Source organism: Egbenema bharatensis FJBBOT/2019, assembly GCF_048077055.1.
Lineage (GTDB): Bacteria > Cyanobacteriota > Cyanobacteriia > Elainellales > Elainellaceae > Egbenema > Egbenema bharatensis.
Genome location: NZ_CP182236.1, coordinates 6,578,623 through 6,602,380 on the forward strand (window position 1 = coordinate 6,578,623; position 23,758 = coordinate 6,602,380).

Below are 23,758 nucleotides of genomic sequence, written 5' to 3' on the forward strand. Positions count from 1 at the left end.
GTGTTACCGTAAATGCAAATTCATTTTCGATCGACTGAGACTAGCGAAATTAGAACCAGCTTCATTGCTGAACTGTATTGATATTGAGGGCAAAACTATGACAGCGACACTTAGCACGCCGCAACAGTCGATCGCCGCCTGGCTGGGAGATGAAGCCGAGGATTTGTTGAATCACAAAGCCAAACTGTCAAAGGAGATGCTGCATTTGCCGGGAGCCGATTTTGTCGATCGGGTGTTTGCCCAGACCGATCGCAATCCCCAGGTGTTGCGGAACTTACAACTGCTGTATTCCACCGGACGGTTGGCGAATACGGGCTACCTCTCCATCCTGCCAGTGGATCAGGGAATTGAACATTCGGCGGGAGCATCCTTTGCCCCTAACCCGATGTATTTTGACAGTGAGAACATTATCAAACTGGCGATCGAAGGGGGCTGTAATGCGGTCGCTACCACCTTAGGCGTTCTGGGCAGCGTTTCGCGCAAGTATGCCCACAAAATTCCCTTCATTGCCAAAATCAATCACAATGAGCTACTGACCCATCCCAATCAGTACGATCAGATCCTATTCGCTTCGGTGGAGCAGGCCTGGAACCTGGGAGCAGCGGCGATCGGCGCAACGATTTACTTTGGCTCCCCCGAATCCACCCGGCAGATCCAGGAAATCAGTCAAGCCTTTCACCGGGCCCACGAGTTGGGCATGGTGACGATTCTGTGGTGTTATCTCCGGAATAATGCCTTTAAGCAGGATAAAGACTATCATCTGGCGGCAGATTTAACAGCGCAGGCGAATCATCTGGGGGTGACGATCGAAGCAGATATTATCAAACAAAAGCTGCCGGAATTAAACAACGGGTATGGAGCCATTGCCCAGGCGACAGGCAAGAGCTACGGCAAGACGGACTCACGGATCTATTCCGACCTGACCACCGATCATCCCATTGACCTGACCCGCTATCAGGTACTCAACTGCTACGCCGGACGGGCTGGATTAATCAACTCCGGGGGAGCATCCGGGAAAAATGACTTTGCGGAAGCAGTCCGAACGGCGGTGGTCAATAAGCGAGCCGGGGGCACTGGACTGATTTCAGGACGGAAGGCTTTCCAGCGACCCTTTGAGGATGGCGTAAAGCTATTCCATACGATTCAGGATGTCTACCTGTCGCCTGAAGTGACGATCGCCTAGGAATACAAATTTAATCATCTGAAATTCTTGTGGAGTGGGCATCTTGCCCGCCCAGTCATCTAGAGTTCTTGTGGGGTGGGCATCTTGCCCGCCCAGTCAACAAGGCAGAATGATTAACAGGTGATTTAATCCACGATCGCTGCAATCGTTGTTTGGTTGTTTGTAGGAGGAAGAAGGGAGAAATTTGAATCTTTTGCAAACTCAGCCTCCAGAACCCAACTTACGGGGGACATTGTCCAACCAAACGGTTAATCTGGCATCTGTAGCGCAAAAATCATTCATACTCATTGGCTCACCATGACTAATTCTCCTGTCTCCCTTCGGGTAGCCCAAATTACGGATACCCATCTGTTTGCCGATCCAGAACGGGAAATGATGGGATGCGTCACCGCCCGATCGCTCCAGGCAGTACTGGCTCAACTGCAACAGGTTCAGCCCCAACCAGATGTGCTGCTGCTGACAGGGGATCTCTCCCAGGATGAAACAACCGAATCCTATGAACAGTTGCAAAGCCATATTTCCGCATTGGGCATTCCGGCCTACTGGATTCCAGGCAACCACGATCGCCCGGAGTTGATGGATCAAGTGCTGGCAACTGCGCCGATCTCGACTCAAAAAGCGATCCAGTGCGGCGGTTGGAATTTACTCTTGCTGACTTCATCGATCGCAGGTCGTGTAGAAGGGGGACTTTCGGCTGAAACCCTGGATTGGCTGGAACAACAGCTTCAAGCTAGCGATCACCCTACCCTGATTGCTCTGCACCATCCGCCGTTACTGATTGACTCCGAATGGATGGATCAGATCGGACTCCGAAATGCGACGGATCTTTTTGCCATCCTCGATCGCAACCCACAGGTCAAGCTCGTTTTATTTGGACATATTCACCAGGAGTTCATTCAGACCCGCAATGGCGTAACCTATTTAGGAACCCCGTCAACCTGTGTCCAGTTTGAGCCACGACAAGCTCAGTTTGCGATCGGCTCTCAAAAGCCGGGATTTCGCCTGTTGACCTTGTTTCCCAATGGCAGCCATAGCACGGTGGTTCAACGAGTGGAACTGGAGTGATACGGATACTGCGGATACCCCTATGGAGTTTTTAACCATTTTTCTGTCGGTGCTGTTGGGACTTGTTTCGCCCATTGGGTTTGTGGTCGATCGGGTGGCGGAAAATGCCATTCGGGAACAGTTTACCGACGTGGAAGACCTGGCTGTACGAATTGACAACGCGCCGAGCTATCGATTTGTTCAGGGACGGGCCGATCGGGTGCGGATTGCGGGTCGGGGGCTATACCTGACGGAGGCAATCCGGCTGGCGGTATTGGAGGTAGAAACCGATGCGATCGTGCTGAATCCCGGCAGTCTACGCGCAGGCACTCCCCAACTGGAGGAACCCCTGCAAGCTGCCATTCGTCTGGTTTTAACCGAAGCAGACATCAATCAGGCCCTCCAGTCTGAAACGATTTTGGGTCAACTGGGAGCGATTAACCTGGGGGCGTTTGGTGGCGTAAATCCAGAACCCTACGAACTGCTGGAACCACAAGTAACTTTTCTGGCAGGCGATCGGGTGCAGTTACAAGTCACCCTTCAGGGGCAGCAAACGGGCGATCGCAATCAAATCACGGTCGAGTCAGGTCTGGAAATCGTGAATGGACGACAATTCCGTCTGGTCAGTCCTTCCGCCAGCGTCAATGGTTCCCCTCTCCCTTCCCAACTGATCGATTTTCTCGTACTGGGCCTCAACCAACGCTTAGATCTGGCCAACCTGGAGGCCTCTGGTATCACAGCCCGGGTTTTAAAATTAGAGATAGATGCCGATGCCGATGAACTGACCCTGGCCAGCTTTATTCAAGTTGCCCCCAATGCCAGCCTTCCAGCAGTTGGTTTCCATTTCCCACCCAGTCTGGCCCGACTCAACTAAAATGGGAGCTTCCCATCTCAAACACCTGAATTTTGTATTATCTAAACTCCTAACTTGATTCCCTGCTTAAAAATTCCCATTGTTCAAACCCCCTTTAACAAACTTCGGAGAACCCCATGTCTGAACAGCATCCGATCGAGCCAAACCAACCCACCCAGCGTCCTGACTCCTCGCGGCTGATTCCGCTGGGCGTTGTTGTGGGGATTTCTGCTCTGGTGCTGCTGACTGGAGGCGGGGCAGCCTGGTGGACATGGCAATCGGTCACTTCCCAGACTCCATCTGCGCCCGTAGAACAGGACACGACCCCACCTCAGATCTCTCCCCAACCCGCAGAACCAGATCCAGTTGAGCCACCCGTGGCAGCCGAACAAACGGTACAGGTCTACTGGTTGAGTACGCTGGGCACCGAAATTGAGCCGATCGCCAGTCCGGTGACAGTCCAGGGAGAACAGCCGGAAGAGATTCTGACCGCTGCCTTTGAACGAATGCTGGAGGGATCTGCCGATCCAGACCTGACTTCAACAATTCCCTCAGGCACAACCCTGGAATCCCTGAACATTGAAACAAATGGCGTTTATGTTGATCTATCGCAGGAATTTGTCACGGGTGGCGGCAGTGCATCAATGGTGGGTCGGTTGGCCCAGGTAGTCTATACAGCAACGACTCTCGATCCAGAGGCTCCAGTCTGGATTTCGGTGGCAGGGCAACCGCTAGAGGTATTGGGCGGAGAAGGGATTCTGGTGGATCAACCCATGACACGCACCAGCTTTGAGCAAGAGTTCCCGATGTAGGGGCGATTTGTCAACTACCCTTGCCGTGAATTGCCTTCAATGGTTGACTGGGCAGGCAAGATGCCCACCCAGTCAAAGAAGTAGAACGATGAACAGGTTATTTAATCGCAATCCTTGGAAAAAGGTCTGCTTTAAATTCTGCTTTAAATATTGAGCCGCTAAATATTGAGCCGTTGAAAGATCACATCCAGATTCTTGAGGTGATGCTGGGGATCAAAACATTCCCCGACTTCCTCATCGGACAGAGTACTTTTTACCTGCTCATGGTCGCTGATCAGAGCCTGGAAGTTCCCCTCTGGCTGATTCCAGGCCGTGTGGGCGCAGGACTGGACGATCGCATAGGCATCTTCCCGGCTCATGCCTTTTTCCACCAGTTTGAGTAACACCCGCTGGCTGAACACCACCCCCCCGTAGACATTCATATTGCGCTGCATATTTTCGGGGTAGACCAGCAGATGTTTGATCAAATCCGTCGTTTCTACCAGCATGAAGTGGGTCAGGATGCAGCAGTCGGGGAACATGACTCGTTCCACGGAACTATGGGAAATATCCCGCTCATGCCAGAGGGCCACGTTCTCCAGCGCAGCGATCGCATGACTCCGAATGATGCGAGCCAATCCCGTTAGCCGTTCCGATCGAATCGGGTTGCGCTTGTGGGGCATAGCCGAGGAGCCTTTTTGACCCTTGGAGAAAAACTCTTCCACCTCCAGCACATCCGTCCGTTGCAGGTTACGAATTTCCACGGCAAACCGTTCGATCGAGGCAGTCAGCACAGCCAGTGCCTGAACATATTCCGCATGGCGATCGCGGGAAACCACCTGAGTGGAAGCCGTATCCGGTTCTAGTCCCAGCTTACGGCAGGCCAGGTCTTCAATCCGGGGATCAATATTAGCGTAGGTGCCTACCGCCCCAGAAATTTTGCCCACCGCAATGTGTTTCTGAACTGCACAGAGGCGATCGCGGTGCCGCAACATCTCCGCCAGCCAACCCGCCAACTTAAAGCCAAAGGTAATCGGTTCTGCATGAATCCCGTGGGAACGACCAATCATTACCGTGTAGCGATGCTGTTGTGCCTGATAGCGAATCGCCTGAATCAAGTGTTCCACCTGGCTGAGAATCACATCCATGCTGGACACCAACTGCACCGCCAGGGCTGTGTCTAACATATCCGAACTGGTCATGCCGAGGTGAATATAGCGACCCGCTTCCCCCACGTACTCGTTTACATTAGTCAGGAAAGCGATCACATCATGTTTGACCTCAGCCTCGATCTCCAGGATGCGCTTCGGGTCAAAGCTAGCCTTTGCCTTAATCGTTTCAACGGCTTCTGCGGGAATATAACCCAGTTCTGCCTGGGCTTCACAAACGGCAATCTCAACCTGTAACCACGTTTGATACTTATAGGTTTCCGTCCACAGATCGCCCATTTCAGGCAAAGTATATCGTTCTATCAAGGTTCGCTTCCCAAACTATTCATGCAATGTTAACGGGAATATTTTACCTCCTGATTTTGCCCAGATGCCCTAAACCCGACCGGAATCCGATATAGTTCCTACTGAACAGATTCTTTGTACGATGGGATTGGCGATCGTCAGGAGTAGGGGAAGTGTTAGGGATGAATTGGCAACAGCGCGTCGGGCGAACACTGCTAGCAATTTTCTTAGTCGTCATCCTGGGGGGTGGGGCGATCGGCTGTAGTCGATCGCCTGGTGCTGCTCCATCTGGGCCATTCCAGCCTACCAGTCGGCTTTCAGAGGTTGCGCCCCCAGCCACGCTTCAGGAATTGCGGAAAGGCTTTGAGCCATATCAACCTCAGGTGAAAATCCTCAGTCCGCGCGCCGATGAAGTGCTGCAAGACACGACCGCTTCGGTACGACTTCAGGTGAATGATCTGCCCCTGTTCCAAAACGAGGAGTTTGGCTTAGGGCCTCACTTACACTTCATTCTGGACAATGAACCCTACCAGGCAATTTATGATGCCAGAGAGCCGATCGCCCTGGAGGATTTAACCCCCGGAACCCATACCCTGCGGGTGTTTGCCTCTCGTCCCTGGCATGAGAGCTTCAAAAATGAAGGAGCCTATGCCCAAACCACCTTCCACGTCTTTGCCAAAACGCCCGAAGACATTCCTGCCCCGGATCAGCCCCTGCTCACTTACAGCCGTCCCAAGGGCAGCTACGGAGCCGAGCCAATCATGCTGGATTTCTATCTAACGAATGCTCCCCTACATCTGGTGGCAAGTGAAAATCCTGAAGACGATATTAGCGATTGGCAAATTCGCTGCACGATCAACGGTGAAAGCTTTACCTTCGATCGCTGGGAGCCAATTTACCTGAAGGGCTTCAAGGTTGGGCGCAACTGGATTCAGTTAGAACTACTAGATGAACAGGGGAACTTGATCGCCAACGATTTCAACGACACCATTCGCACCATCACCTATGAACCGGGCGGAACCGACACCCTCTCCAAGTTGACCAGAGGTGAACTGTCGGCAGCGGAAGTCTTCAGCATTGTCGATCCCAATTATGTTTATCAGCCTCCTGCACCCGAACCAGTGGTAGTGGAGCCAGAAGTCACCGAGCCAGAAGTCACCGAGCCAGAAGTGACTGAGCCAGAATTGGTCACTCCCGACGTAGAACCTGCGCCTCCAGTTGGGGAACCTGCCCTGACCTCAGAGCCAGAATCCCTTCAGGAAGTCCTGGACGATCTGGAAACTCCCACACCAGCGATCGAGCCATCCCCCTCGATCGCCCCAGAACCCGTTGCAGAACCCACTACAGAACTGTCTGAGGAATTACCGATCGAACTCACCACTCCCCCCATTCCCAAAACCGTAGAACTGGAGGGAGTCGAGCAAATGGAATCCTCCACCATTAAACCTGAACCAACTACTGCTCCAGTGCTTGAAGAGTCCGTAACAGAAGTACCCACTGCGATCGAATGAACGGATGCGATCGGTGATGATTTGAATTAGGGCTGATACAAATCTGTGTCGGTCTTCTATCTCTAGCGGTGGGCACTGCCCACCCTACTTTTTTGTCACTTCTTCACTTCTGACTTCTGACTCCTCACTCCTCACTCCTCACTCCTCACTCCTCACTCCCCCCTCGGCAAAACCAACATCGCATCCCCAAACGAATAAAACCGATACTGCCGATCGATCGCCTCTTGATACAGAGCCAGTAGCCGTTCCCGTCCGATCAAAGCACTGACTAACATCATCAGGCTGGACTTGGGTAGATGAAAGTTGGTGATCATGCCGTCAACTACGCGCCACTGGTAGCCAGGATAGATAAACAATTCAGTTTTGCCGCAGTAGGGTTGCAGGGTTCCTCCCTGGGCGGCTCCTTCCAGGGCCGAACTGCGGTAGTGCCGACCGCAATCACTCGTCCCCCTTTAGCCTTGGTTTGCTGAATGGCTTCCACCACCGCAGAGGGTACTTCTCCCCACTCTCCATGCATTTGATGCTGGGTGATGTCCTCTGCTTCCACCGGGCGAAAGGTTCCTACCCCAACATGGAGCGTGATGAATGCCTGCTGAATGCCGCGATCGGTTAAACGATCCAGGAGTTCCGGCGTAAAATGCAATCCGGCGGTGGGAGCAGCAGCCGATCCAGGAGACTTAGCGTAAACAGTCTGGTATTGTTCCGGATCCGCCTGGGAAGCAGTGATGTACGGAGGGAGAGGCACCACCCCCAGTTGAGCCAATGCTGGAATCAGGGAGTGTCCCTGGGGCAGGTTAAACCGCAGGATGCGCCCTCCAGTGTCCGGATCGATCGCCCTGACTTCCGCCGTCAGTTGCCAGGTTTCGTCGGATGAACGGTTGAGCAGGATCTCACCAAATGCGATCGTCGCGCCAATCCTCAATCGCTTTCCGGGTTTGACCAGTGCCAGCCAGTCCTGCGGCTGCTTCTCCTCCAGGAGCAACACTTCCACCTTTGCGCCCCCTGCCGTTTGTCCCTCTCCCATTTTTTGTCCATACAAACGCGCCGGAATCACGCGAGTATTATTCAAAATCAGCAAGTCTCCTGGCTTCAGCAGATCCGGCAGATCCCGAAACAGACAATGCTGCTCCTGTTGAGAGCCGACCACTAACAGTCGGGAACTATCTCTGGGAACCACTGGATTTTGAGCAATGCGTTCCGGGGGCAAGTCATAATCGTAAGCCGCAAGCTGTAAATCAGGATTCTCGAAGTCAGGATTCATCCTTTCATCCTCATATGCCAGTTGGGTGGTTTGTTCCGAATATTTGTCTGGTAATTCTTCCTTCATTCTTTAGGGTTTTTTAAAGTTTGGGTAGATCTCCCCATACCATGTCGGGGGCTTCTCCCCTAGTAGGTTTGCTGGATTCTAGCGAATATAGAAATGTAGCATTTGCCAGGAGTGCTTGTTATGGAATACCTCTATTACCTTGCGAACGCTAGCCTGACGCTGAGGGTAGTTGAATTCCTCCATACGATGCCCTGGCTTCCAGTCCGGTTTATGACGGTGATCCACCAGATTGATGGTTGGGTTATTAAGATTAAACTACATCGTCCACTCGATCCAAGAGAAGATGGTGATTTCCGTGCTTTCCTGAATGAATTAGGGATTCCCTATGAACCTGAGATTCGTGTTCGGATGGCACTGTGGGGATTGGAGACTGGGCAGTCTCCAGTGGAGGTGATGCGCCGCTATCAGGTCGCTATCGTTTCTCATGGAAGTCCGGATCACCGAGAAATTGAAGAATTTCGCAGACAGTTTGTGCAGGGACTGGGTTATTGTCCTGAAACGCTTGCATAGCTCTGTACTTGCATCGTGCAGATGATTGTTCCTGTCAACTGTATAGATTTGGGTGGTGAACCTGGGGCGCACAGTCATATGTGTGCCCTTCTCTGTTTTGGGAAACATTTGGGAAGATTCGAGAATTAAAGAATCGGCAGCCAGGGAAATGAGCCAAAGGTCATATCAATGCGCCTTTTCGTTGCTCTGCCTTTGCCCCCATCTCTCCTGACTCTAAAAACAACCCTGCCCTTCTCCCAGGAGGAGATTTTGGCAGGGATTGCTTGGTCAGGAAAGGTTTGCCAACGTTTCCCTGCTTGGAGGGGTAAGGGGGTGGGTAAACCGTCAGTGATGGCAGTCTGCATTGGCTCAGTTGTTCTGTCCAGACACCCACAATTGAACTTGTGCAGGCGCAGTAGCCTTAGAAGAGAGAGTTGTGGAGAATCAAAGGGTTTTCAAGCACAGCTTAGGGTTCTGCCTGCAATTCCACCAATAACCGCTCCAATTGTGCGGGTTTAGCGTTATAAACCTCACCACAGAAATGACAGATCACTTCTGCATCTTCGCCTTCTTCAATCATGTCTTGCAGTTCCGCCTGTCCCAGGATTTTTAGTGCCCCTAAAACTCGATCGAAGGAGCAACCGCAATGGAAGCGAACCAATTGCGTTTCGGGGAGAATTTCCAGTCCCATATCCCCCATCAAGTCTTCAAAGATTTGAGGCAACGACTTACCGGCACGTAACAGAGGGGTAAATCCAGTTAATTTAGCCATCCGAGACTCTAACTTTTCCACCAAAGCCTCATCCCGCGCTGCCTTGGGTAAGACCTGAATCATTAAACCACCCGCCGCCGTGACTCCTTCCGCGCTGACAAACACACCCAGCACTAGAGCCGATGGCGTTTGTTCCGAGCTAGCCAAATAGTGGGTTACATCATCCCCAATTTCCCCTGATACCAGTTCCACTGTGCTGGAGTAGGGATAGCCATAGCCAACATCCCGAACGACGTATAAATAGCCATTACTGCCAACTGCGCCACCGACATCCAACTTGCCCTTATCATTGGGCGGCAGTTCGATCGCAGGATTCGCTACATAGCCCCGCACCGTACCATCCAACCCTGCATCCACCAGAATCCCACCCAGAGGTCCATCACCGTTAATCCGAATGTTGACCCTGGACTCTGCCCGCTTCATACTCGATGCCAGCAACAACCCCGCAGACATCGTTCGTCCCAAAGCAGCAGTAGCAACATAAGATAGGTTGTGTCGTTGCCGAGCTTCGTCCGTTAACCGGGTGGTAATTACACCCACCGTCCGAATTCCGCCCTCCGCCGCCGTTGCTCGAATCAATTGATCAGCCATGACTACACACTTCGTAACATCCCATCCTTCCATTCTAGGATGTTCGATCGAGGTATTCGATGGACAGGGTAGGTCAATTAGATGACGCGGTGTTGACGAGGAAAGGAGAATGGAGGCGAGTTGGATGGCGATCGGCGATCAAGATTTGGATGAAACCGGATGAAATGGCTGGCAGGCAAGACTTCGGCTTGAGCTCAGAGTTCGGTGAGGCTCACTCGAGCCGTCAAAACGCTGCCTGCGCTACGGAAGTGTGCGGAAGTATGTGGAAGGATTCAGTCCGGCCTAATTCATAAACTGTTCCAACTTCCGGGTCAGGCTATCAATCAGGCTTTCATCTTCACTAACTTCAGCATTCGCTGCTGAGATCACTTGCTCTACGGTATCAGGGGGCAGATCGAGCAAATCCACCAGTTTTTGATAGGCTGCTGCTTCCTCAGTATTAATTTTTGCTTCCTCAGGCGTACGGGAACTAGAGCAAATCACCTCATACCCCAGGTGCAACACGAGCTTCTTCTCTTCTTCGCCCTGCAACTTTGGCGTTAGCTCCTCCAGAGGAATATTTTGCATCATGTAATCCTGAAGTTCCTGACGCAAACGCTGCTTCTGAGGTGCATCAGCCGCAAATAACCCGCTAAACCGATCGAGCATCACATCCACCTCTTCCTGGGCCAATTCACCATCTGCCCATGCCATTGTAGTGACAATGCGGAGAATGTTCATTTGGCGAGGGGAAATTGAGGGAGGGGGAGGAGTTTGAACCATAACGAGAGCCTCCTGGAAGCTTTCTACAACTTTTGCAATCTGTAAGCCCACGGTATGCGAGAATCACAGATTCAATGTCCCACAGTTAGTTTTCACGTTATCACGGGACTCTTGAACGCGGGTTGAGCTTAAGCTTCTCCTAGGAAAACTGTTACAGTTCTTTGCTTCCACTTTCTGTTTGTTTAAATTCTTGTGGGGTAAGCAGCATTTCGACGGCTCGAGTGAGCGTTCGACTGAGCTCACGCCGAAGTCCTCGCCGAACTCTTGCCCGCCCTTTCGATCGCCTCAATGAGCTGGCGCAGCGATCTGAATAACCTAAGCCATCCACCAGCCTAAGCCAGATGCATCTTTAACACTGCCCTGGGCGCACGACGCACATTACAGCGAATAGTTTCATGCCCCAACCGCGTGCAGGCTTCATAGCGGTGACAGCCAGAAAACCCATAGTACTGCCCATCCACTTCCAGAACATCGATCGGCTCTTGTAGCCCAATCTCCTGGATGGATTCCATTAATGCTTTGACCTTGTTCTGATCGTTTTGGCGATACAGGGGACGACGAATCTCGCGGATAGGGATTTCTTGTACTCTCATGCAGGTCTATCCTTTGCAGTTCCAATTCCCTATATCATACTCATCACGACTTTGACTTGCAAGATCTTGGACAGCGAATCTCGATTTACCCCTGGGAATCCGCTGTAAGGGCGCACAGCAGTGCGCCCCTACTTCACCTTGCCAAACCGTCGATCGCGCTGTTGATAGGCCATCAGGGCCTGATGAAACTCGGTACGATCGAAATCGGCCAGAGGGTTTCCGTCACATAAATTTCGGCATAGGCCACCTGCCACAGCAGAAAATTACTGATCCGCATTTCGCCGCTGGTGCGGATCAGTAAATCCGGGTCGCAGGTGCCTGCGGTATACAGGTGATGGGCAAAGATGGTGTCGTCAATCTCATCCGGCTGCAATAATCCCTGCTGCACCTTGGTTGCAATCGCCCTGCAAGCCTGAACAATTTCCTGTCGTCCACCATAGTTCGTCGCAACCCGAAACTGAATGCCCTTATTGTTGCGGGTTTCTTCCATCGAAGCGTGAATTTCCTTTTGCAGCGATCGAGGCAGCGCATCCAGATTACCCACAAACTGGATTTGCACATTCTCCTCCATCATCTCCTTCAGCTCCTGCCGCAGCACCCGCTCAAACAGCGTCATCAAAAAATCCACTTCCTCTAGCGGTCGTCCCCAGTTCTCCGTTGAAAAGGCATAGGCGGTTAACGCGCCAATTCCCCAATCCTTACAGCAACGTAGAATATCCTTCAATGTATCGACCCCTCGACGATGCCCCATAATGCGGGGCAAGCCCTGCTTCTTCGCCCAGCGACCATTGCCATCCATAATGACAGCCACATGCCTGGGTAGTCGATCGCGCTTCAGGTCAGCAGGTAACTCTCGGAGGATGGTTTGGTTTGCAGTCATTTTTTCTCCCGCGAAGTTGGTGATTTAAGAAAGCGTGATGGCAAGCCACGAAGGCGAGTCCCAATCTGCCGACCCAGATTTCGCAGGGGAGCAACGGCTTCCGGATCAACCGAGGGCGAAAACCGCTCGCTTAATAGTTCCCTCAGTTTACTGCTAGTCAATGGTCGATTGAGATTACCTCGCTCAGCCAGTGAAATTGAACCCGTTTCTTCTGATACCACAACACAGACACAGTTTTCGACTCGTTCAGTAATTCCCATTGCTGCTCGATGACGAGTCCCCAACTGGCGGGAGGCAGTGCGATCGGAAATTGGCAAAATCACCCCAGCAGACACAACGCGAGAGCCACGGATAAAAACGGCTCCATCGTGAAGCAAAGTCGAGGTTTGAAAGATAGTTTGTAGCAATTCTTTGGAAACTTCAGCATTGATGCGCACACCCGGAACCGAAAAATCGCGCTCATCCACCGGGCGATCGGTTTCCAGGATCAGGAGAGCCCCCGTCCGATTTTGGGACAACTCTTTCACCGCATCCACAATTTCATCAATTACACTATCGGGTTTTGGGGTGGTGCGCTTGTAGGGGTAAAACAGTTGCAGCATTTCTCCACGCCCCAGTTGTTCCAGCAGGCGACGAAATTCGGCTTGCAAAATGAATGCCATGGCTACCGCCGAGCCAATGACCAGTTTTTCCAATACAAACGTTAGCAACGTTAGCCCCAAAACTCCGCTCAACGCTGAAGCCAACATCAGAATGATTAACCCTCTGACCATCCATAATGTCCGGCGTTCACCAATGATCACCAGCAGCATATAGGTCAGGATCAAAACCAATCCAACGTCGAATAGGCGGAGCAATGGCAGGGACGAAGTCCAACCAAGATTTCTCAGCAATTGCTCCAACAGAGATCCCATCTGCTCGACTCTGGGTTCATTGATATCAGAAGAATGAAGGTTAAACGGTAAAGGATGCGTAAAGTTTTGGGTACTAAATTTGAGTTTTAACTTAGGCTATTTCGATGAATTAGGACATCTAACCTAAGCTTAGAGCCTAATTCTCGAAACTAGCTTTACATCTATCATCTACCGCAATGTACAGAATTTAACCTCATCCGCCCCACTTCATCCTTTCTCTACCAGTCTTTCGGGCAAGCGATCCTGGCGAACCAGATCTCGGTAGCTTTCTCGCTGCAAGATAATGTTGGCTTCCCCTGCCTGGACCAGCACAGCAGCCGGACGAGCTAGACGGTTATAGTTGGAAGCCATACTGTAGTTGTAGGCTCCCGTTGCTAGTACCACTACTGTATCACCTGGCTTTGTCGGTGGGAGTTGGGCATCCTTAATAATAATGTCCCCTGACTCGCAGTGCTTCCCAGCGATCGTCACCGTTTCCGTCATCTCTGCCGACATTTGGCTGGCCAGCACCGCCCGATACACCGACTGATAGGTGATGGGGCGAGGATTATCTGACATCCCACCATCTACCGTGACATAGGTGCGCAGGTTGGGAATCACCTTCTGACTACCCACCGTGTAGGCCGTGATGCAGGCAGAACCGATCAGCGATCGCCCCGGTTCAGCAATTAATCTCGGTAGGGGAACCTGCTGCTGTTCACAGGCTTGCACCACTCCCTCACAGACAATGCGCACCCATTCCTCAATACTGGGTGGATCATCCGCCTCAGTGTAGCGAATGCCCAATCCACCCCCAATATCCAGTTCTTGCACCGGCAAGCCGTACTCCGCTGCCTGACTCAACCAGCCCACCATCACCCCTGCCAGATCTTCATGGGGCTGAAGCTCAAAGATTTGGGAGCCGATATGGGCATGAAGGCCGATACATTCCAGGGTTGGCTGCTTGGCAACAAAGGCAAAGACTTGTTCTAGCTGATCCGGATCAAAACCAAACTTACTGTCCAAATGCCCGGTGCGAATGTATTCATGGGTATGGCACTCGATTCCCGGCGTGAGGCGGAGCATGATGCGCACAGGAGCGGGCAGATTGGCGGTGATCTGCGTCAGGGTTTCTAGTTCGTACCAGTTATCCACGACGATCGTGCAGCCAGACTCTACTGCAAACTGCAATTCCTCCACCGATTTATTGTTGCCGTGCAAGTAAGTCTTCTCTGCTGGAACACCTGCCTGAAGTGCCGTGTATAGTTCGCCCCCCGACACCACATCAATTCCCAGTCCTTCACTGGCCACGATCGCACAAACCGCCAGACAATTCCAGGCTTTCGAGGCATAAATCACCAACGAGTCCCCCGGATAATACCGTTCAAAGGACTGCCGATACTGCCGACAAGCCGATCGCAGCGTCTCTTCATCCAAAACGTAGAGCGGTGAGCCAAACCGTTGCACCAGGTCTGAAACATCACAGCCGCCAACTTCCAAATGGTCTTGTGCGTTCACCGTTGCCGTCAATGGCAGCAAAAATTGATTGGGTGAAGTCAGTTGATGGTTGGGAGCGGGTAAATATTGCAGACCAGAATTAACCGCCTCCGTAGCAGAGGTTAGTACCATTGATATATTCGTCCTTGAGAGCGTTTCCTAAATGTTCTGAGCGTCAGATTCGCACCTTGTCCAATTAACCAGTGTACAATTGAGGGTTATAGGAATTCAGCCCTTCAATCGAATTTAGTCAGAGTTTTGTGAATTTTCTAGCATTAGAGCCGCTAACGGCTGACCTGCTTCCCGCGATTGTTGAACTCGATCGCCTCTGTTTGGGAGGGTTGTGGACGATTGATGGTTATCGTCGAGAGTTAGAAAGCCCCAATAGCGATCTTTTAATTGTAAAAGGAGTTGGAAGCTCATCGGAACCCCTGAGCAAACAAAAACCAGGGGACAACGGCCAGAACCCCCAAAGCCAAGAGCCCCTCCTCCCTCCTCCCTCCTCCCTCCTCTCTCCTCCCTCCTCCCTCCTCTCTCCTCCCTCCCTCCTCGCCCTTGGCTGCATCTGGTCGATCGCCGATGAAGCTCACATTACCCTGTTGGGGGTTCATCCCGACTACCGTAAACAGGGGTTGGGACAGTTGATGCTCTATGCCCTCTTGAAAGCGGCATACAGGCGGGAACTAAAGTGGGCAACGCTGGAAGTCCGCGTTTCCAACCAAGCCGCGATCGATCTATATAAAAAGTTTGATTTTCAGGAAGTTGGCACTCGTAAACGCTACTACGATAATCAGGAAGATGCACTCATCCTGTGGCTCAACGGCTTGCAAAACCCTGAATTTCGCCAAACCCTGAAAGTGTGGAAGCAGCAGGTTAGCGATCGGCTGGAGCAAGCAGGGTGGAGGGAGAAAAGGATAAAAGGAAGAATTTAATTTGATTTCTACTTGACTTCTTTCCCGTTTTTCATAAGAATCAGCCTTCGGGACTGAAATTTCGATCGTAGCGATCGTTTTCAAATCCCTACAGTATTCCTCCTCCACACCACACCCCCAATTTCATCCAATTGGGTCATTTGATTCGGGATTTCTGCAATGAACTTCGGTGATCCCTACCTTTTACCTGCTGTTCGTTCGTAACAGCTTGAGGATTCTCCTATGTTAAAATCAGCGTACCGGCACGCACCAGGTGATAAAGGAACGCCATGTTTGAACGCTTCACAGAAAAAGCCATTAAGGTGATCATGCTTGCTCAGGAGGAGGCTCGCCGCCTGGGACATAACTTTGTGGGCACCGAACAGATCCTCCTGGGTCTGATTGGGGAGGGGACGGGTGTCGCCGCCAAAGTACTGAAATCAATGGGTGTCAATTTAAAAGACGCTCGGATCGAGGTTGAAAAAATCATCGGTCGGGGGTCAGGCTTTGTCGCTGTTGAAATTCCGTTCACCCCACGGGCGAAACGAGTTTTGGAACTGTCTCTTGAAGAAGCTCGCCAGCTTGGTCACAACTATATTGGAACTGAACACCTTCTTCTGGGTCTGATCCGGGAAGGCGAAGGAGTCGCAGCACGAGTTCTGGAAAACCTGGGAGTAGACCTGTCTAAGGTTCGCACTCAGGTGATTCGGATGTTGGGCGAAACGGCGGAAGTCTCGACGGGGGGAAGCCAGGGACGCACCAAAACGCCAACGCTGGACGAGTTTGGCTCAAACCTGACCCAGATGGCAGCGGAAGGCAAGCTTGATCCCGTTGTGGGTCGTCAAAAAGAAATTGAGCGCGTCATCCAAATCCTGGGTCGGCGGACAAAGAACAACCCTGTTTTGATCGGTGAACCCGGTGTGGGTAAAACGGCGATCGCAGAAGGATTGGCCCAGCGGATTTCCAACGGTGACATTCCAGACATCCTGGAAGAAAAGCGCGTCGTTACGTTAGACATCGGGCTTCTGGTGGCTGGAACCAAGTACCGAGGAGAGTTTGAAGAACGCCTCAAGAAAATCATGGATGAAATCCGTCAAGCCGGAAACGTCATCCTGGTGATTGATGAGGTGCATACCCTCATTGGTGCAGGGGCGGCAGAAGGGGCGATCGATGCAGCGAACATCCTCAAGCCAGCTCTGGCCCGGGTGAGCTTCAGTGTATTGGAGCAACGACCCTGGATGAGTACCGCAAACACATTGAACGGGATGCTGCCCTGGAACGGCGATTCCAGCCCGTTATGGTGGGTGAGCCATCTGTGGCTGAAACGATCGAAATCCTGCACGGCCTACGCGATCGCTATGAACAGCACCATCGGCTCAAGATTTCCGATGAGTCTCTGGATGCTGCGGCGAAGCTCTCCGACCGCTATATCTCCGATCGGTACTTGCCTGACAAGGCGATCGACCTGATTGACGAAGCCGGTTCCCGCGTTCGGTTGATCAATTCCCAACTGCCCCCCGCAGCGAAGGAACTGGACAAAGAACTGCGCCAGGTTCGTAAAGATAAGGATGATGCCGTTCGGAACCAGGACTTTGATCGGGCAGGGGAACTGCGCGATCGGGAAATGGAAATCAAGTCAGAAATCCAGGCGATTATCAAAAACCGGAAGTCGGAAGGTTCGGAACAGGACGATCAACCGGTCGTTACCGAAGAGGACATTGCCCAAATCGTGGCATCCTGGACGGGTGTTCCGGTGAACAAGCTGACGGAATCGGAATCCGAGAAGCTACTGCACATGGAAGATACCCTGCGGCAGCGGATGGTGGGTCAGGAGGAAGCGGTCAAGGCCGTATCTCGCGCCATTCGGCGGGCAAGAGTGGGCTTGAAGAACCCCAACCGTCCGATCGCCAGCTTTATCTTCTCCGGGCCAACTGGGGTAGGTAAAACAGAATTGGCGAAGTCTCTGGCGGCTTACTTCTTTGGTTCGGAAGAAGCGATGATCCGGCTGGATATGTCTGAGTTCATGGAACGCCACACCGTTTCCAAGCTGATCGGTTCGCCTCCGGGCTACGTAGGCTACAACGAAGGTGGTCAGTTGACGGAAGCCGTTCGTCGTCGGCCTTACACGGTCGTTCTGTTTGACGAAATTGAAAAGGCGCACCCGGATGTGTTCAATATGCTGCTGCAAATCCTGGAGGATGGTCGTCTGACCGATGCCAAGGGACGCACAGTGGACTTCAAGAACACCCTGATCATCATGACCTCCAACATTGGTTCCAACGTGATTGAGAAAGGCGGCGGCGGTCTTGGCTTCGACATTGCCGATACTGACGATGCGGCTGAATCTCAATACAACCGGATTCGATCGCTGGTGTTGGAAGAGCTGAAGCGGCCATTCCGTCCTGAGTTCCTCAACCGGGTGGATGAAATTATCGTCTTCCGTCAGTTGATCAAGGACGAAATCAAGCACATTGCCAACATCTTGCTGAAGGAAGTCTTTGGTCGTTTAGCTGAACAGGGCATTACGCTGGAAGTCACGCCGAAATTTATGGATCGGTTGGTGGAAGAAGGCTACAACCCCAGCTACGGTGCGCGACCCTTACGTCGAGCCATCATGCGGTTGTTGGAAGACTCCCTGGCAGAGGAAATTCTCTCCGGTCGGGTGAAGCATGGTGATACAGCACTGGTAGACATCAATGATGATGGGCAGGTACAGGTTCGGGTAGAACAAACCCGCGAGCCATTGCTGCCTCAAACGGCGGATCAGGTCTAGCTTGAGTTGCGGGCAACGTTGAGTTGAAATTTAAATTAAAACCGGTGATAGTTTGATTAACCCATCAGCTATCACCGTTTTTGTATTTGAGTTCTGTTTGTTTACCGTTTCTCGTTCACCGTTTCTCCAGTCGCCTTTATGTCCCTCAATTTGACCGATCGCCTCCCGCCTGATGCCGCTATTCCAGCCCAATTCACCCTTTCCCTCACCGCAGAGGAACGCACTCGATCGCGCCATTACTTTGAAACCGATGAAGAGCATGGGGTTTATCTGCGTTTACCCAGGGGAACGGTACTGCGCCACGGCGAACTGCTGCGATCCGAGGATGGGCAGACGATCGTGCAGGTGATTGCCAAACCTGAGCCTGTGATGACGGTGACGGCTCCAACCCCCCTGGATCTCCTGCGGGCGGCGTATCATCTCGGCAATCGCCATGTTGCCCTTGAGGTAACGGAAACCTATCTCCAACTTTCGCCCGATCCGGTATTAAAGGCGATGCTGGAACAGCTCAATGTACAGGTGGCAGAAACGATCGCCCCCTTTGAGCCAGAGGCAGGAGCCTATGGGCACCGGCATAGTCACGCTCATGAAGCCTCACCCTGAATGGGGCGATCGCAAAAGCAGGTCAAAAAACGGGCATTTTAGGGTGAGATGAATTCAGGGTTTACCATGCCGAATCACCTCAAAATTGCCACCTGGAATCTGGCTCGTCCCCGATGGGGCAGTTGGAACAAACCAGGTATTCTGACGAAACTCCGAGAAGTGGATGCCGATATTTGGATTTTAACGGAAACGAACAGCGTGATTTCTCCTGGAGAGAATTACCACGAGCCAGTAGCCACTCAACCTGAAGCATCTCATACCAAAGGTGAAAACTGGACAACCATCTGGTCGCGCTATCCCATCCAGCAAACGCTAGCGACCAGGGATGCTGAAATCGCAGTCTGTGCTGAGGTTGACTTGGGAAATTCGATCGGTCGTCTGGTGGTTTACGGCACGATTATTACCTGGGCAAATGATGGAGTTTGGAGCAAAGAGGCGAAGAAGTGGCAACGCCATTATGAGTCGATCGCCTGGCATAGCGAGGACTGGGCAACATTGAGCCAGAATGCCTCGTTTTGTGTGGCAGGGGATTTTAACGAAACCTTAAGCGGGCCGTTTGATTATGGCACTCGGCAGGGACGCGCTTTACTCCAGGCAGCATTAGATCGAAGCCATCTCACTTGTGTCACCGCAGGCAGCGAACTGGGCTACAACATTGATCATGTTTGCTTGAGTGCCGATTGGGCAAAACGAGTGGTTGATGTCAATAAGTGGCAGGCTTTCCGAGAGGATGGCAAGCCTGTCAGCGATCATCACGGAATTACGGTCAGATTGAGCCTGGACTAGGAATTGTAGAAATTGTAGGGTGAGCAGCGCCCACCGCAGGCAAGATGCCTGCGCTACGGAATATTTCTTTACTCCTCACTCCTCACTCCTCACTCCTCACTTCCCCCAAAACTGGCATTCCACCTGCCCACCATGCCAAAATTTTAGTAATCTTAAGGAGCGTTCACTTTCCCCTACTGACCCCATGACTGCAACGATCCCTACTCTCGCCAGCCAATACGACCCAAGCATTACTGAAGCGAAGTGGCAAAATTTTTGGGAGGCCCAGCAAGCCTTCAAAGCAGACCCCGATCGCGGTGGAGAGCCTTACTCTATTGTGATTCCGCCACCAAACGTGACGGGGAGCCTGCATATGGGCCATGCCTTCGAGCATTCGCTGATTGATGTATTTGTCCGGTATCACCGGATGAAGGGGCTGAATACGCTGTGGTTGCCGGGAACGGATCACGCCAGCATTGCCGTTCAAACCATTTTGGAACGAGAACTGCGATCGCAGGGTAAGTCCCGTCAGGATGTGGGGCGTGAGGCTTTCCTGCAACGCGCCTGGGAGTGGAAGGAAGAATCGGGTGGGACGATCGTGGGCCAACTGCGCCGACTGGGGGTGTCGGTGGACTGGACGCGGGAACGGTTCACGATGGATGAGGGTCTGTCGCGGGCGGTGGTTCATGCCTTTGTCCAGCTTTACAATGAGGGGCTGATCTATCGCGGCAACTATCTGGTCAACTGGTGTCCGGCGAGCCAGTCGGCAGTGTCGGATCTGGAAGTGGAAAGCAAAGAGGTGGATGGTAATCTCTGGCATTTGCGCTACCCGCTCACCGATGGGTCAGGCTATGTAGAAGTAGCCACCACTCGTCCAGAAACGATGCTGGGCGATACCGCTGTCGCCATTAACCCAGAAGACGATCGCTACAAGCATTTGATTGGCAAAACCGTACGGCTGCCGCTCCTGAATCGGGAAATTCCGATCATTGCCGATGAGTACGTGGATTCCAGCTTTGGCACAGGCTGCGTTAAGGTGACTCCGGCCCATGATCCAAACGACTTTGAAATGGGCAAACGCCACGATCTGCCGTTCATTACCGTCATGAACAAGGACGGCACGATGAACGATCAGGCAGGAACCTTCCAGGGACAGGATCGGTTTGAGGCGCGGAAAAATGTGGTGGCGCGGCTGGAGGCAGAGGGCTTCCTGGTCAAGGTGGAAAACCACAAGCACACCGTGCCCTACAGCGATCGCGGTAAGGTGCCGATCGAACCAATGCTGTCTACCCAGTGGTTCGTTAAAATTCGTCCCCTTGCCGATCGCACACTAGAATTCCTGGATCAGCAGAATGATCCCGTCTTTGTACCAGAACGCTGGACGAAGGTGTACCGAGATTGGCTGGTGAACCTGCGCGATTGGTGTATTTCGCGTCAGTTGTGGTGGGGACACCAAATTCCCGCCTGGTATGCCATCAGCGAGACGAACGGAGAGATTACCGACCATACGCCGTTCATTGTGGCCAACAATGAGTCAGAAGCCTGGGAACGGGCAAAGGCGCAGTTTGGCGAAGGGGTGCAGCTGGCCAAGATCCGGATGTGCTGGATACCTGGTTCTCCTCAGGACTCTGGCCCTTCTCTACGATGGGTTGGCCCGATCGCACCCAAGATTTAGAGTTCTACTACCCCACCACTACCCTTGTCACCGGATTTGACATTATTTTCTTCTGGGTGGCTCGCATGACCATGATGGCGGGACACTTCATGGGGAATATGCCCTTCAAGTCGGTATACATCCACGGGCTGGTGCGGGATGAGAACAATAAAAAAATGTCGAAGTCGGCGAACAACGGCATTGATCCCCTGTTGCTGATCGACAAGTACGGCACCGATGCCCTCCGCTATACCCTGATCCGGGAAGTGGCGGGAGCCGGGCAAGATATTCGCCTGGAATATAACCGCAAAACCGATGAATCACCCTCGGTGGAAGCCTCCCGGAACTTTACGAACAAGCTCTGGAATGCGTCCCGGTTTGTGATGATGAACCTGGATGGGCTGACCCCAGAGCAGTTGGGTAAGCCCGCCGTTGAGGATTTGGAACTCGCCGATCGCTGGATGCTGTCTCGCTACCATCAGGTTGTCCAACAAACCCGTGATTATGTGGATCACTATGGCTTAGGGGAAGCGGCAAAGGGACTGTACGAGTTCATCTGGGGCGACTTCTGCGACTGGTACATCGAACTGGTGAAGTCTCGGCTTCAGGATAAAGGTTCCCCCTCCCGCAAGGTGGCCCAGCAAACCCTGGCTCACGTCCTGGAGGGAACCCTGCGCCTGCTCCATCCCTTTATGCCCCACATCACGGAGGAGGTCTGGCATACCCTCTGTCAAGCAGCAGACGATCGCTTCCTGGCCCTTCAGTCCTATCCTGAGCCGGATCAGAACCTGATTAATTCTGATCTGGAACAACAGTTTGAATTGCTGATCAACGCCATTCGCACCATTCGCAACCTGCGGGCAGAAGCCGACATCAAACCGGGTGTCCGGATTCGGACGTTGCTGAAAACAGAGGATGAGCGGGAACAGCAAATCCTCACGGCAGGCGAGTCCTACATTCAGGATCTGGCGAAGGTGGAGCAACTGACGATCGCCCACCCTGGACAGGAAACGGCTCAGGAGAGCACCATCCGCGAAACGCCTGCCCCAGCCACCGAGATTGATCTGACGACACCGCTCCTCCCCTCCCGCACCTCTGCGACCACCACGCCTGACAAATACCAGAAAGCGATTCGTACTGCAGGCTTACTCTTTGCAATTTTCTTTGTGGCCAAAATCCTGCTGGCCCTGGTGGGGGCTGTGGATAGCCTGATCTTGATTTCCCCCATGCTGAAACTGATTGGCTTTGGCTACACCACCTGGTTCATCTACCGCAACCTGTTCTTTGCCCGCGATCGCCAAACTTTCTCCACCCAGGCTTCCCGCTGGACGCAGCAAATTAAAGGTAAGGCAGAGGAAATTGCGGCTGATCTGCCGTCTCCGACTCCCCACCCTGCGATCGCCCAACCCCAGGAAGACGAAAAAATGATTGCTGGAGTCGTCGGTACCGTTCAGGTGTTGATTCCGCTGGCGGGAGTAGTCGATGTTGAGGCATTGCGGGCCAAACTTCAGAAGGATTTAAGTAAAGTGGAGGCAGAGGTTCAGTCGCTGTCTCAACGGTTAAGCAATGCTAACTTTGTGGATAAAGCTCCGGCTGACGTGGTTCAGGGTGCGAGAGATGCTTTATCAGAAGCTGAAAAACAGGCAGAACTTTTACAGGAACGCCTTGTCCGATTATGAAATCATGAGTTTTGCCGATTAGCTTTTGAAAAAACACAACAGGAATCGGTTTAAGAAGATATACTGTCTCTCAAGGATTTGTTAAGATTCTGCGACAATGCTGCATCTCGCTCAGGTCAAGAAAAAGGATCCTGAGGGCAAGACAATGCTCCAATTGCTTGCCCAGCAGAAGGCTGACTATGCCTGGGTTGTTTTAGACGATGGGGATAGTACAGTCTGGGTTGACACCGAGGATTATCAGCTCGGTGCCCTGGTTCTGGTGGATGTTTCTCCCCTGAAGCAGGTTCAGCAGATTGATGATGCAACGCGATGGATCTTAGAAATCGTTGAACAGTATTTATCACTAGGAATCACACCAGCTTTGCTTCAGGAAGAGGTACAACGGGCAGAGCAATGGCGGCAATCCTTAACGCTTCAGAGCCAGGAATTGGGGCGACGGACGTGGGAGATAGAAGCCCGTCGAGAGCAAATTCAGGAGCTGGAGGAGAATCTGCGTCAGGAAAAGCAGGCTCTGGACACCATTACTGCCCAACTTAAAACCAATGCTCAGTTAAAAGCGAAGTCCCCCAACGGTAATGGCATATCGGATGATCACTCGCTGGAACGATCGCCAGACGATGAAAAGTCTGTCTAGTCCAGCTACTAAGGATTAAATAAACTCCCTAGCTTCGAGTGAAACCAGGGAGTCAAACCGCATTTAGAGTCCTTTGTTGATTCAGTCTGTTTAGACTTC

The 23,758-nt window shown here is 52.3% G+C and carries 18 protein-coding genes and 3 pseudogenes; 13 read left to right on the forward strand and 8 right to left on the reverse strand.

What is annotated here, in order from left to right; all coding sequences use genetic code 11:
• Positions 1-97 precede the first annotated feature (97 nt).
• From ACM1PF_RS30565 to ACM1PF_RS30580, 4 genes are all read left to right on the forward strand, one after another.
• On the forward strand, positions 98-1,183 hold the full coding sequence (locus ACM1PF_RS30565) for a class I fructose-bisphosphate aldolase (RefSeq protein WP_416670193.1): 1,086 nt from the start codon (positions 98-100) through the stop codon (positions 1,181-1,183).
• A 297-nt stretch (positions 1,184-1,480) separates the two neighbouring features.
• The gene (gene cpdA / locus ACM1PF_RS30570; protein WP_416670195.1) at positions 1,481-2,248 is read left to right on the forward strand and encodes a 3',5'-cyclic-AMP phosphodiesterase; all 768 of its coding nucleotides are present in this window, start codon (positions 1,481-1,483) and stop codon (positions 2,246-2,248) included.
• A complete protein-coding gene (locus tag ACM1PF_RS30575) occupies positions 2,205-3,101 on the forward strand; it encodes an LmeA family phospholipid-binding protein (RefSeq protein WP_416670196.1) in 897 nt (298 codons plus the stop codon). Before cpdA ends, ACM1PF_RS30575 begins: the two co-directional genes overlap by 44 nt.
• A gap of 116 nt (positions 3,102-3,217) precedes the next feature.
• Entirely contained in the window at positions 3,218-3,892 is a 675-nt protein-coding gene (locus ACM1PF_RS30580; protein WP_416670198.1) for a GerMN domain-containing protein, read from the forward strand.
• A 158-nt stretch (positions 3,893-4,050) separates the two neighbouring features.
• On the opposite strand, the gene purB is transcribed toward ACM1PF_RS30580, so the two are convergent.
• The gene (gene purB, locus ACM1PF_RS30585) at positions 4,051-5,346 is read right to left on the reverse strand and encodes an adenylosuccinate lyase (protein ID WP_416670200.1); all 1,296 of its coding nucleotides are present in this window, start codon (positions 5,344-5,346) and stop codon (positions 4,051-4,053) included.
• 161 nt (positions 5,347-5,507) lie between these two features.
• Here purB and ACM1PF_RS30590 point away from each other — a divergent pair, with 161 nt between their 5' ends.
• Positions 5,508-6,836, forward strand: a complete 1,329-nt coding sequence (locus tag ACM1PF_RS30590) for a hypothetical protein (RefSeq protein WP_416670202.1) — start codon at positions 5,508-5,510, stop codon at positions 6,834-6,836.
• A gap of 152 nt (positions 6,837-6,988) precedes the next feature.
• Here the strand turns inward: ACM1PF_RS30590 and queA are convergent.
• Positions 6,989-8,163 (reverse strand): annotated as a pseudogene (queA, locus tag ACM1PF_RS30595) (tRNA preQ1(34) S-adenosylmethionine ribosyltransferase-isomerase QueA).
• A 120-nt stretch (positions 8,164-8,283) separates the two neighbouring features.
• On the opposite strand from queA, the gene ACM1PF_RS30600 reads away from it, so the two are divergent.
• Positions 8,284-8,673 (forward strand): hypothetical protein, encoded by a 390-nt coding sequence (locus ACM1PF_RS30600; protein WP_416670204.1) that lies wholly within the window; start codon positions 8,284-8,286, stop codon positions 8,671-8,673.
• 445 nt (positions 8,674-9,118) lie between these two features.
• On the opposite strand, the gene hslO is transcribed toward ACM1PF_RS30600, so the two are convergent.
• The 6 genes and pseudogenes from hslO to lysA all read right to left on the reverse strand — a co-directional run bounded on the left by hslO (position 9,119) and on the right by lysA (position 14,772).
• A complete protein-coding gene (hslO, locus tag ACM1PF_RS30605) occupies positions 9,119-10,015 on the reverse strand; it encodes an Hsp33 family molecular chaperone HslO (protein ID WP_416670205.1) in 897 nt (298 codons plus the stop codon).
• Between the two features lie 282 nt (positions 10,016-10,297).
• A complete protein-coding gene (locus ACM1PF_RS30610; protein ID WP_416670206.1) occupies positions 10,298-10,777 on the reverse strand; it encodes a tellurite resistance TerB family protein in 480 nt (159 codons plus the stop codon).
• A gap of 332 nt (positions 10,778-11,109) precedes the next feature.
• Positions 11,110-11,370, reverse strand: a complete 261-nt coding sequence (locus ACM1PF_RS30615) for a ParB N-terminal domain-containing protein (RefSeq protein WP_416670208.1) — start codon at positions 11,368-11,370, stop codon at positions 11,110-11,112.
• Positions 11,371-11,498: 128 nt separating this feature from the next.
• Positions 11,499-12,250 (reverse strand): annotated as a pseudogene (locus tag ACM1PF_RS30620) (isoprenyl transferase).
• Entirely contained in the window at positions 12,247-13,164 is a 918-nt protein-coding gene (gene cdaA / locus ACM1PF_RS30625) for a diadenylate cyclase CdaA (RefSeq protein ID WP_416670210.1), read from the reverse strand. The pseudogene ACM1PF_RS30620 and the gene cdaA overlap by 4 nt, the downstream one beginning before the upstream one ends.
• Positions 13,165-13,371: 207 nt before the next feature.
• On the reverse strand, positions 13,372-14,772 hold the full coding sequence (gene lysA / locus ACM1PF_RS30630; RefSeq protein ID WP_416670212.1) for a diaminopimelate decarboxylase: 1,401 nt from the start codon (positions 14,770-14,772) through the stop codon (positions 13,372-13,374).
• A gap of 128 nt (positions 14,773-14,900) precedes the next feature.
• Here lysA and rimI point away from each other — a divergent pair, with 128 nt between their 5' ends.
• The 7 genes and pseudogenes from rimI (at position 14,901) to ACM1PF_RS30665 (ending at position 23,659) form a co-directional block, all read left to right on the forward strand.
• Positions 14,901-15,572 (forward strand): ribosomal protein S18-alanine N-acetyltransferase, encoded by a 672-nt coding sequence (rimI, locus tag ACM1PF_RS30635; RefSeq protein ID WP_416670214.1) that lies wholly within the window; start codon positions 14,901-14,903, stop codon positions 15,570-15,572.
• A 269-nt stretch (positions 15,573-15,841) separates the two neighbouring features.
• Positions 15,842-18,324, forward strand: a pseudogene (locus ACM1PF_RS30640) (ATP-dependent Clp protease ATP-binding subunit).
• 138 nt (positions 18,325-18,462) lie between these two features.
• A complete protein-coding gene (gene ureE / locus ACM1PF_RS30645) occupies positions 18,463-18,927 on the forward strand; it encodes an urease accessory protein UreE (RefSeq protein WP_416670216.1) in 465 nt (154 codons plus the stop codon).
• Between the two features lie 66 nt (positions 18,928-18,993).
• Positions 18,994-19,713, forward strand: coding sequence for an endonuclease/exonuclease/phosphatase family protein (locus ACM1PF_RS30650; protein ID WP_416670218.1), 720 nt, complete (start codon positions 18,994-18,996; stop codon positions 19,711-19,713).
• A 184-nt stretch (positions 19,714-19,897) separates the two neighbouring features.
• Positions 19,898-21,367: a valine--tRNA ligase gene (locus ACM1PF_RS30655; protein ID WP_416670220.1), complete on the forward strand. Its 1,470-nt coding sequence runs from the start codon at positions 19,898-19,900 to the stop codon at positions 21,365-21,367.
• On the forward strand, positions 21,292-23,025 hold the full coding sequence (locus ACM1PF_RS30660) for a class I tRNA ligase family protein (protein ID WP_416670222.1): 1,734 nt from the start codon (positions 21,292-21,294) through the stop codon (positions 23,023-23,025). The genes ACM1PF_RS30655 and ACM1PF_RS30660 overlap by 76 nt, the downstream gene beginning before the upstream one ends.
• A gap of 145 nt (positions 23,026-23,170) precedes the next feature.
• Positions 23,171-23,659, forward strand: coding sequence for a hypothetical protein (locus tag ACM1PF_RS30665; RefSeq protein ID WP_416670224.1), 489 nt, complete (start codon positions 23,171-23,173; stop codon positions 23,657-23,659).
• Positions 23,660-23,758 lie beyond the last annotated feature (99 nt).

Excerpts from the sequence above, each read along its gene's own strand:
- ACM1PF_RS30565 (WP_416670193.1), top strand. The coding sequence starts at position 98 with ATGACAGCGACACTTAGCACGCCGCAACAGTCGATCGCCGCCTGGCTG.
- cpdA (WP_416670195.1), top strand. The coding sequence starts at position 1,481 with ATGACTAATTCTCCTGTCTCCCTTCGGGTAGCCCAAATTACGGATACC.
- ACM1PF_RS30575 (WP_416670196.1), top strand. The coding sequence starts at position 2,205 with ATGGCAGCCATAGCACGGTGGTTCAACGAGTGGAACTGGAGTGATACG.
- ACM1PF_RS30580 (WP_416670198.1), top strand. The coding sequence starts at position 3,218 with ATGTCTGAACAGCATCCGATCGAGCCAAACCAACCCACCCAGCGTCCT.
- ACM1PF_RS30590 (WP_416670202.1), top strand. The coding sequence starts at position 5,508 with ATGAATTGGCAACAGCGCGTCGGGCGAACACTGCTAGCAATTTTCTTA.
- ACM1PF_RS30600 (WP_416670204.1), top strand. The coding sequence starts at position 8,284 with ATGGAATACCTCTATTACCTTGCGAACGCTAGCCTGACGCTGAGGGTA.
- hslO (WP_416670205.1), bottom strand. The coding sequence starts at position 10,015 with ATGGCTGATCAATTGATTCGAGCAACGGCGGCGGAGGGCGGAATTCGG.
- ACM1PF_RS30610 (WP_416670206.1), bottom strand. The coding sequence starts at position 10,777 with ATGGTTCAAACTCCTCCCCCTCCCTCAATTTCCCCTCGCCAAATGAAC.
- ACM1PF_RS30615 (WP_416670208.1), bottom strand. The coding sequence starts at position 11,370 with ATGAGAGTACAAGAAATCCCTATCCGCGAGATTCGTCGTCCCCTGTAT.
- cdaA (WP_416670210.1), bottom strand. The coding sequence starts at position 13,164 with ATGGGATCTCTGTTGGAGCAATTGCTGAGAAATCTTGGTTGGACTTCG.
- lysA (WP_416670212.1), bottom strand. The coding sequence starts at position 14,772 with ATGGTACTAACCTCTGCTACGGAGGCGGTTAATTCTGGTCTGCAATAT.
- ureE (WP_416670216.1), top strand. The coding sequence starts at position 18,463 with ATGTCCCTCAATTTGACCGATCGCCTCCCGCCTGATGCCGCTATTCCA.
- ACM1PF_RS30650 (WP_416670218.1), top strand. The coding sequence starts at position 18,994 with ATGCCGAATCACCTCAAAATTGCCACCTGGAATCTGGCTCGTCCCCGA.
- ACM1PF_RS30655 (WP_416670220.1), top strand. The coding sequence starts at position 19,898 with ATGACTGCAACGATCCCTACTCTCGCCAGCCAATACGACCCAAGCATT.
- ACM1PF_RS30665 (WP_416670224.1), top strand. The coding sequence starts at position 23,171 with ATGCTCCAATTGCTTGCCCAGCAGAAGGCTGACTATGCCTGGGTTGTT.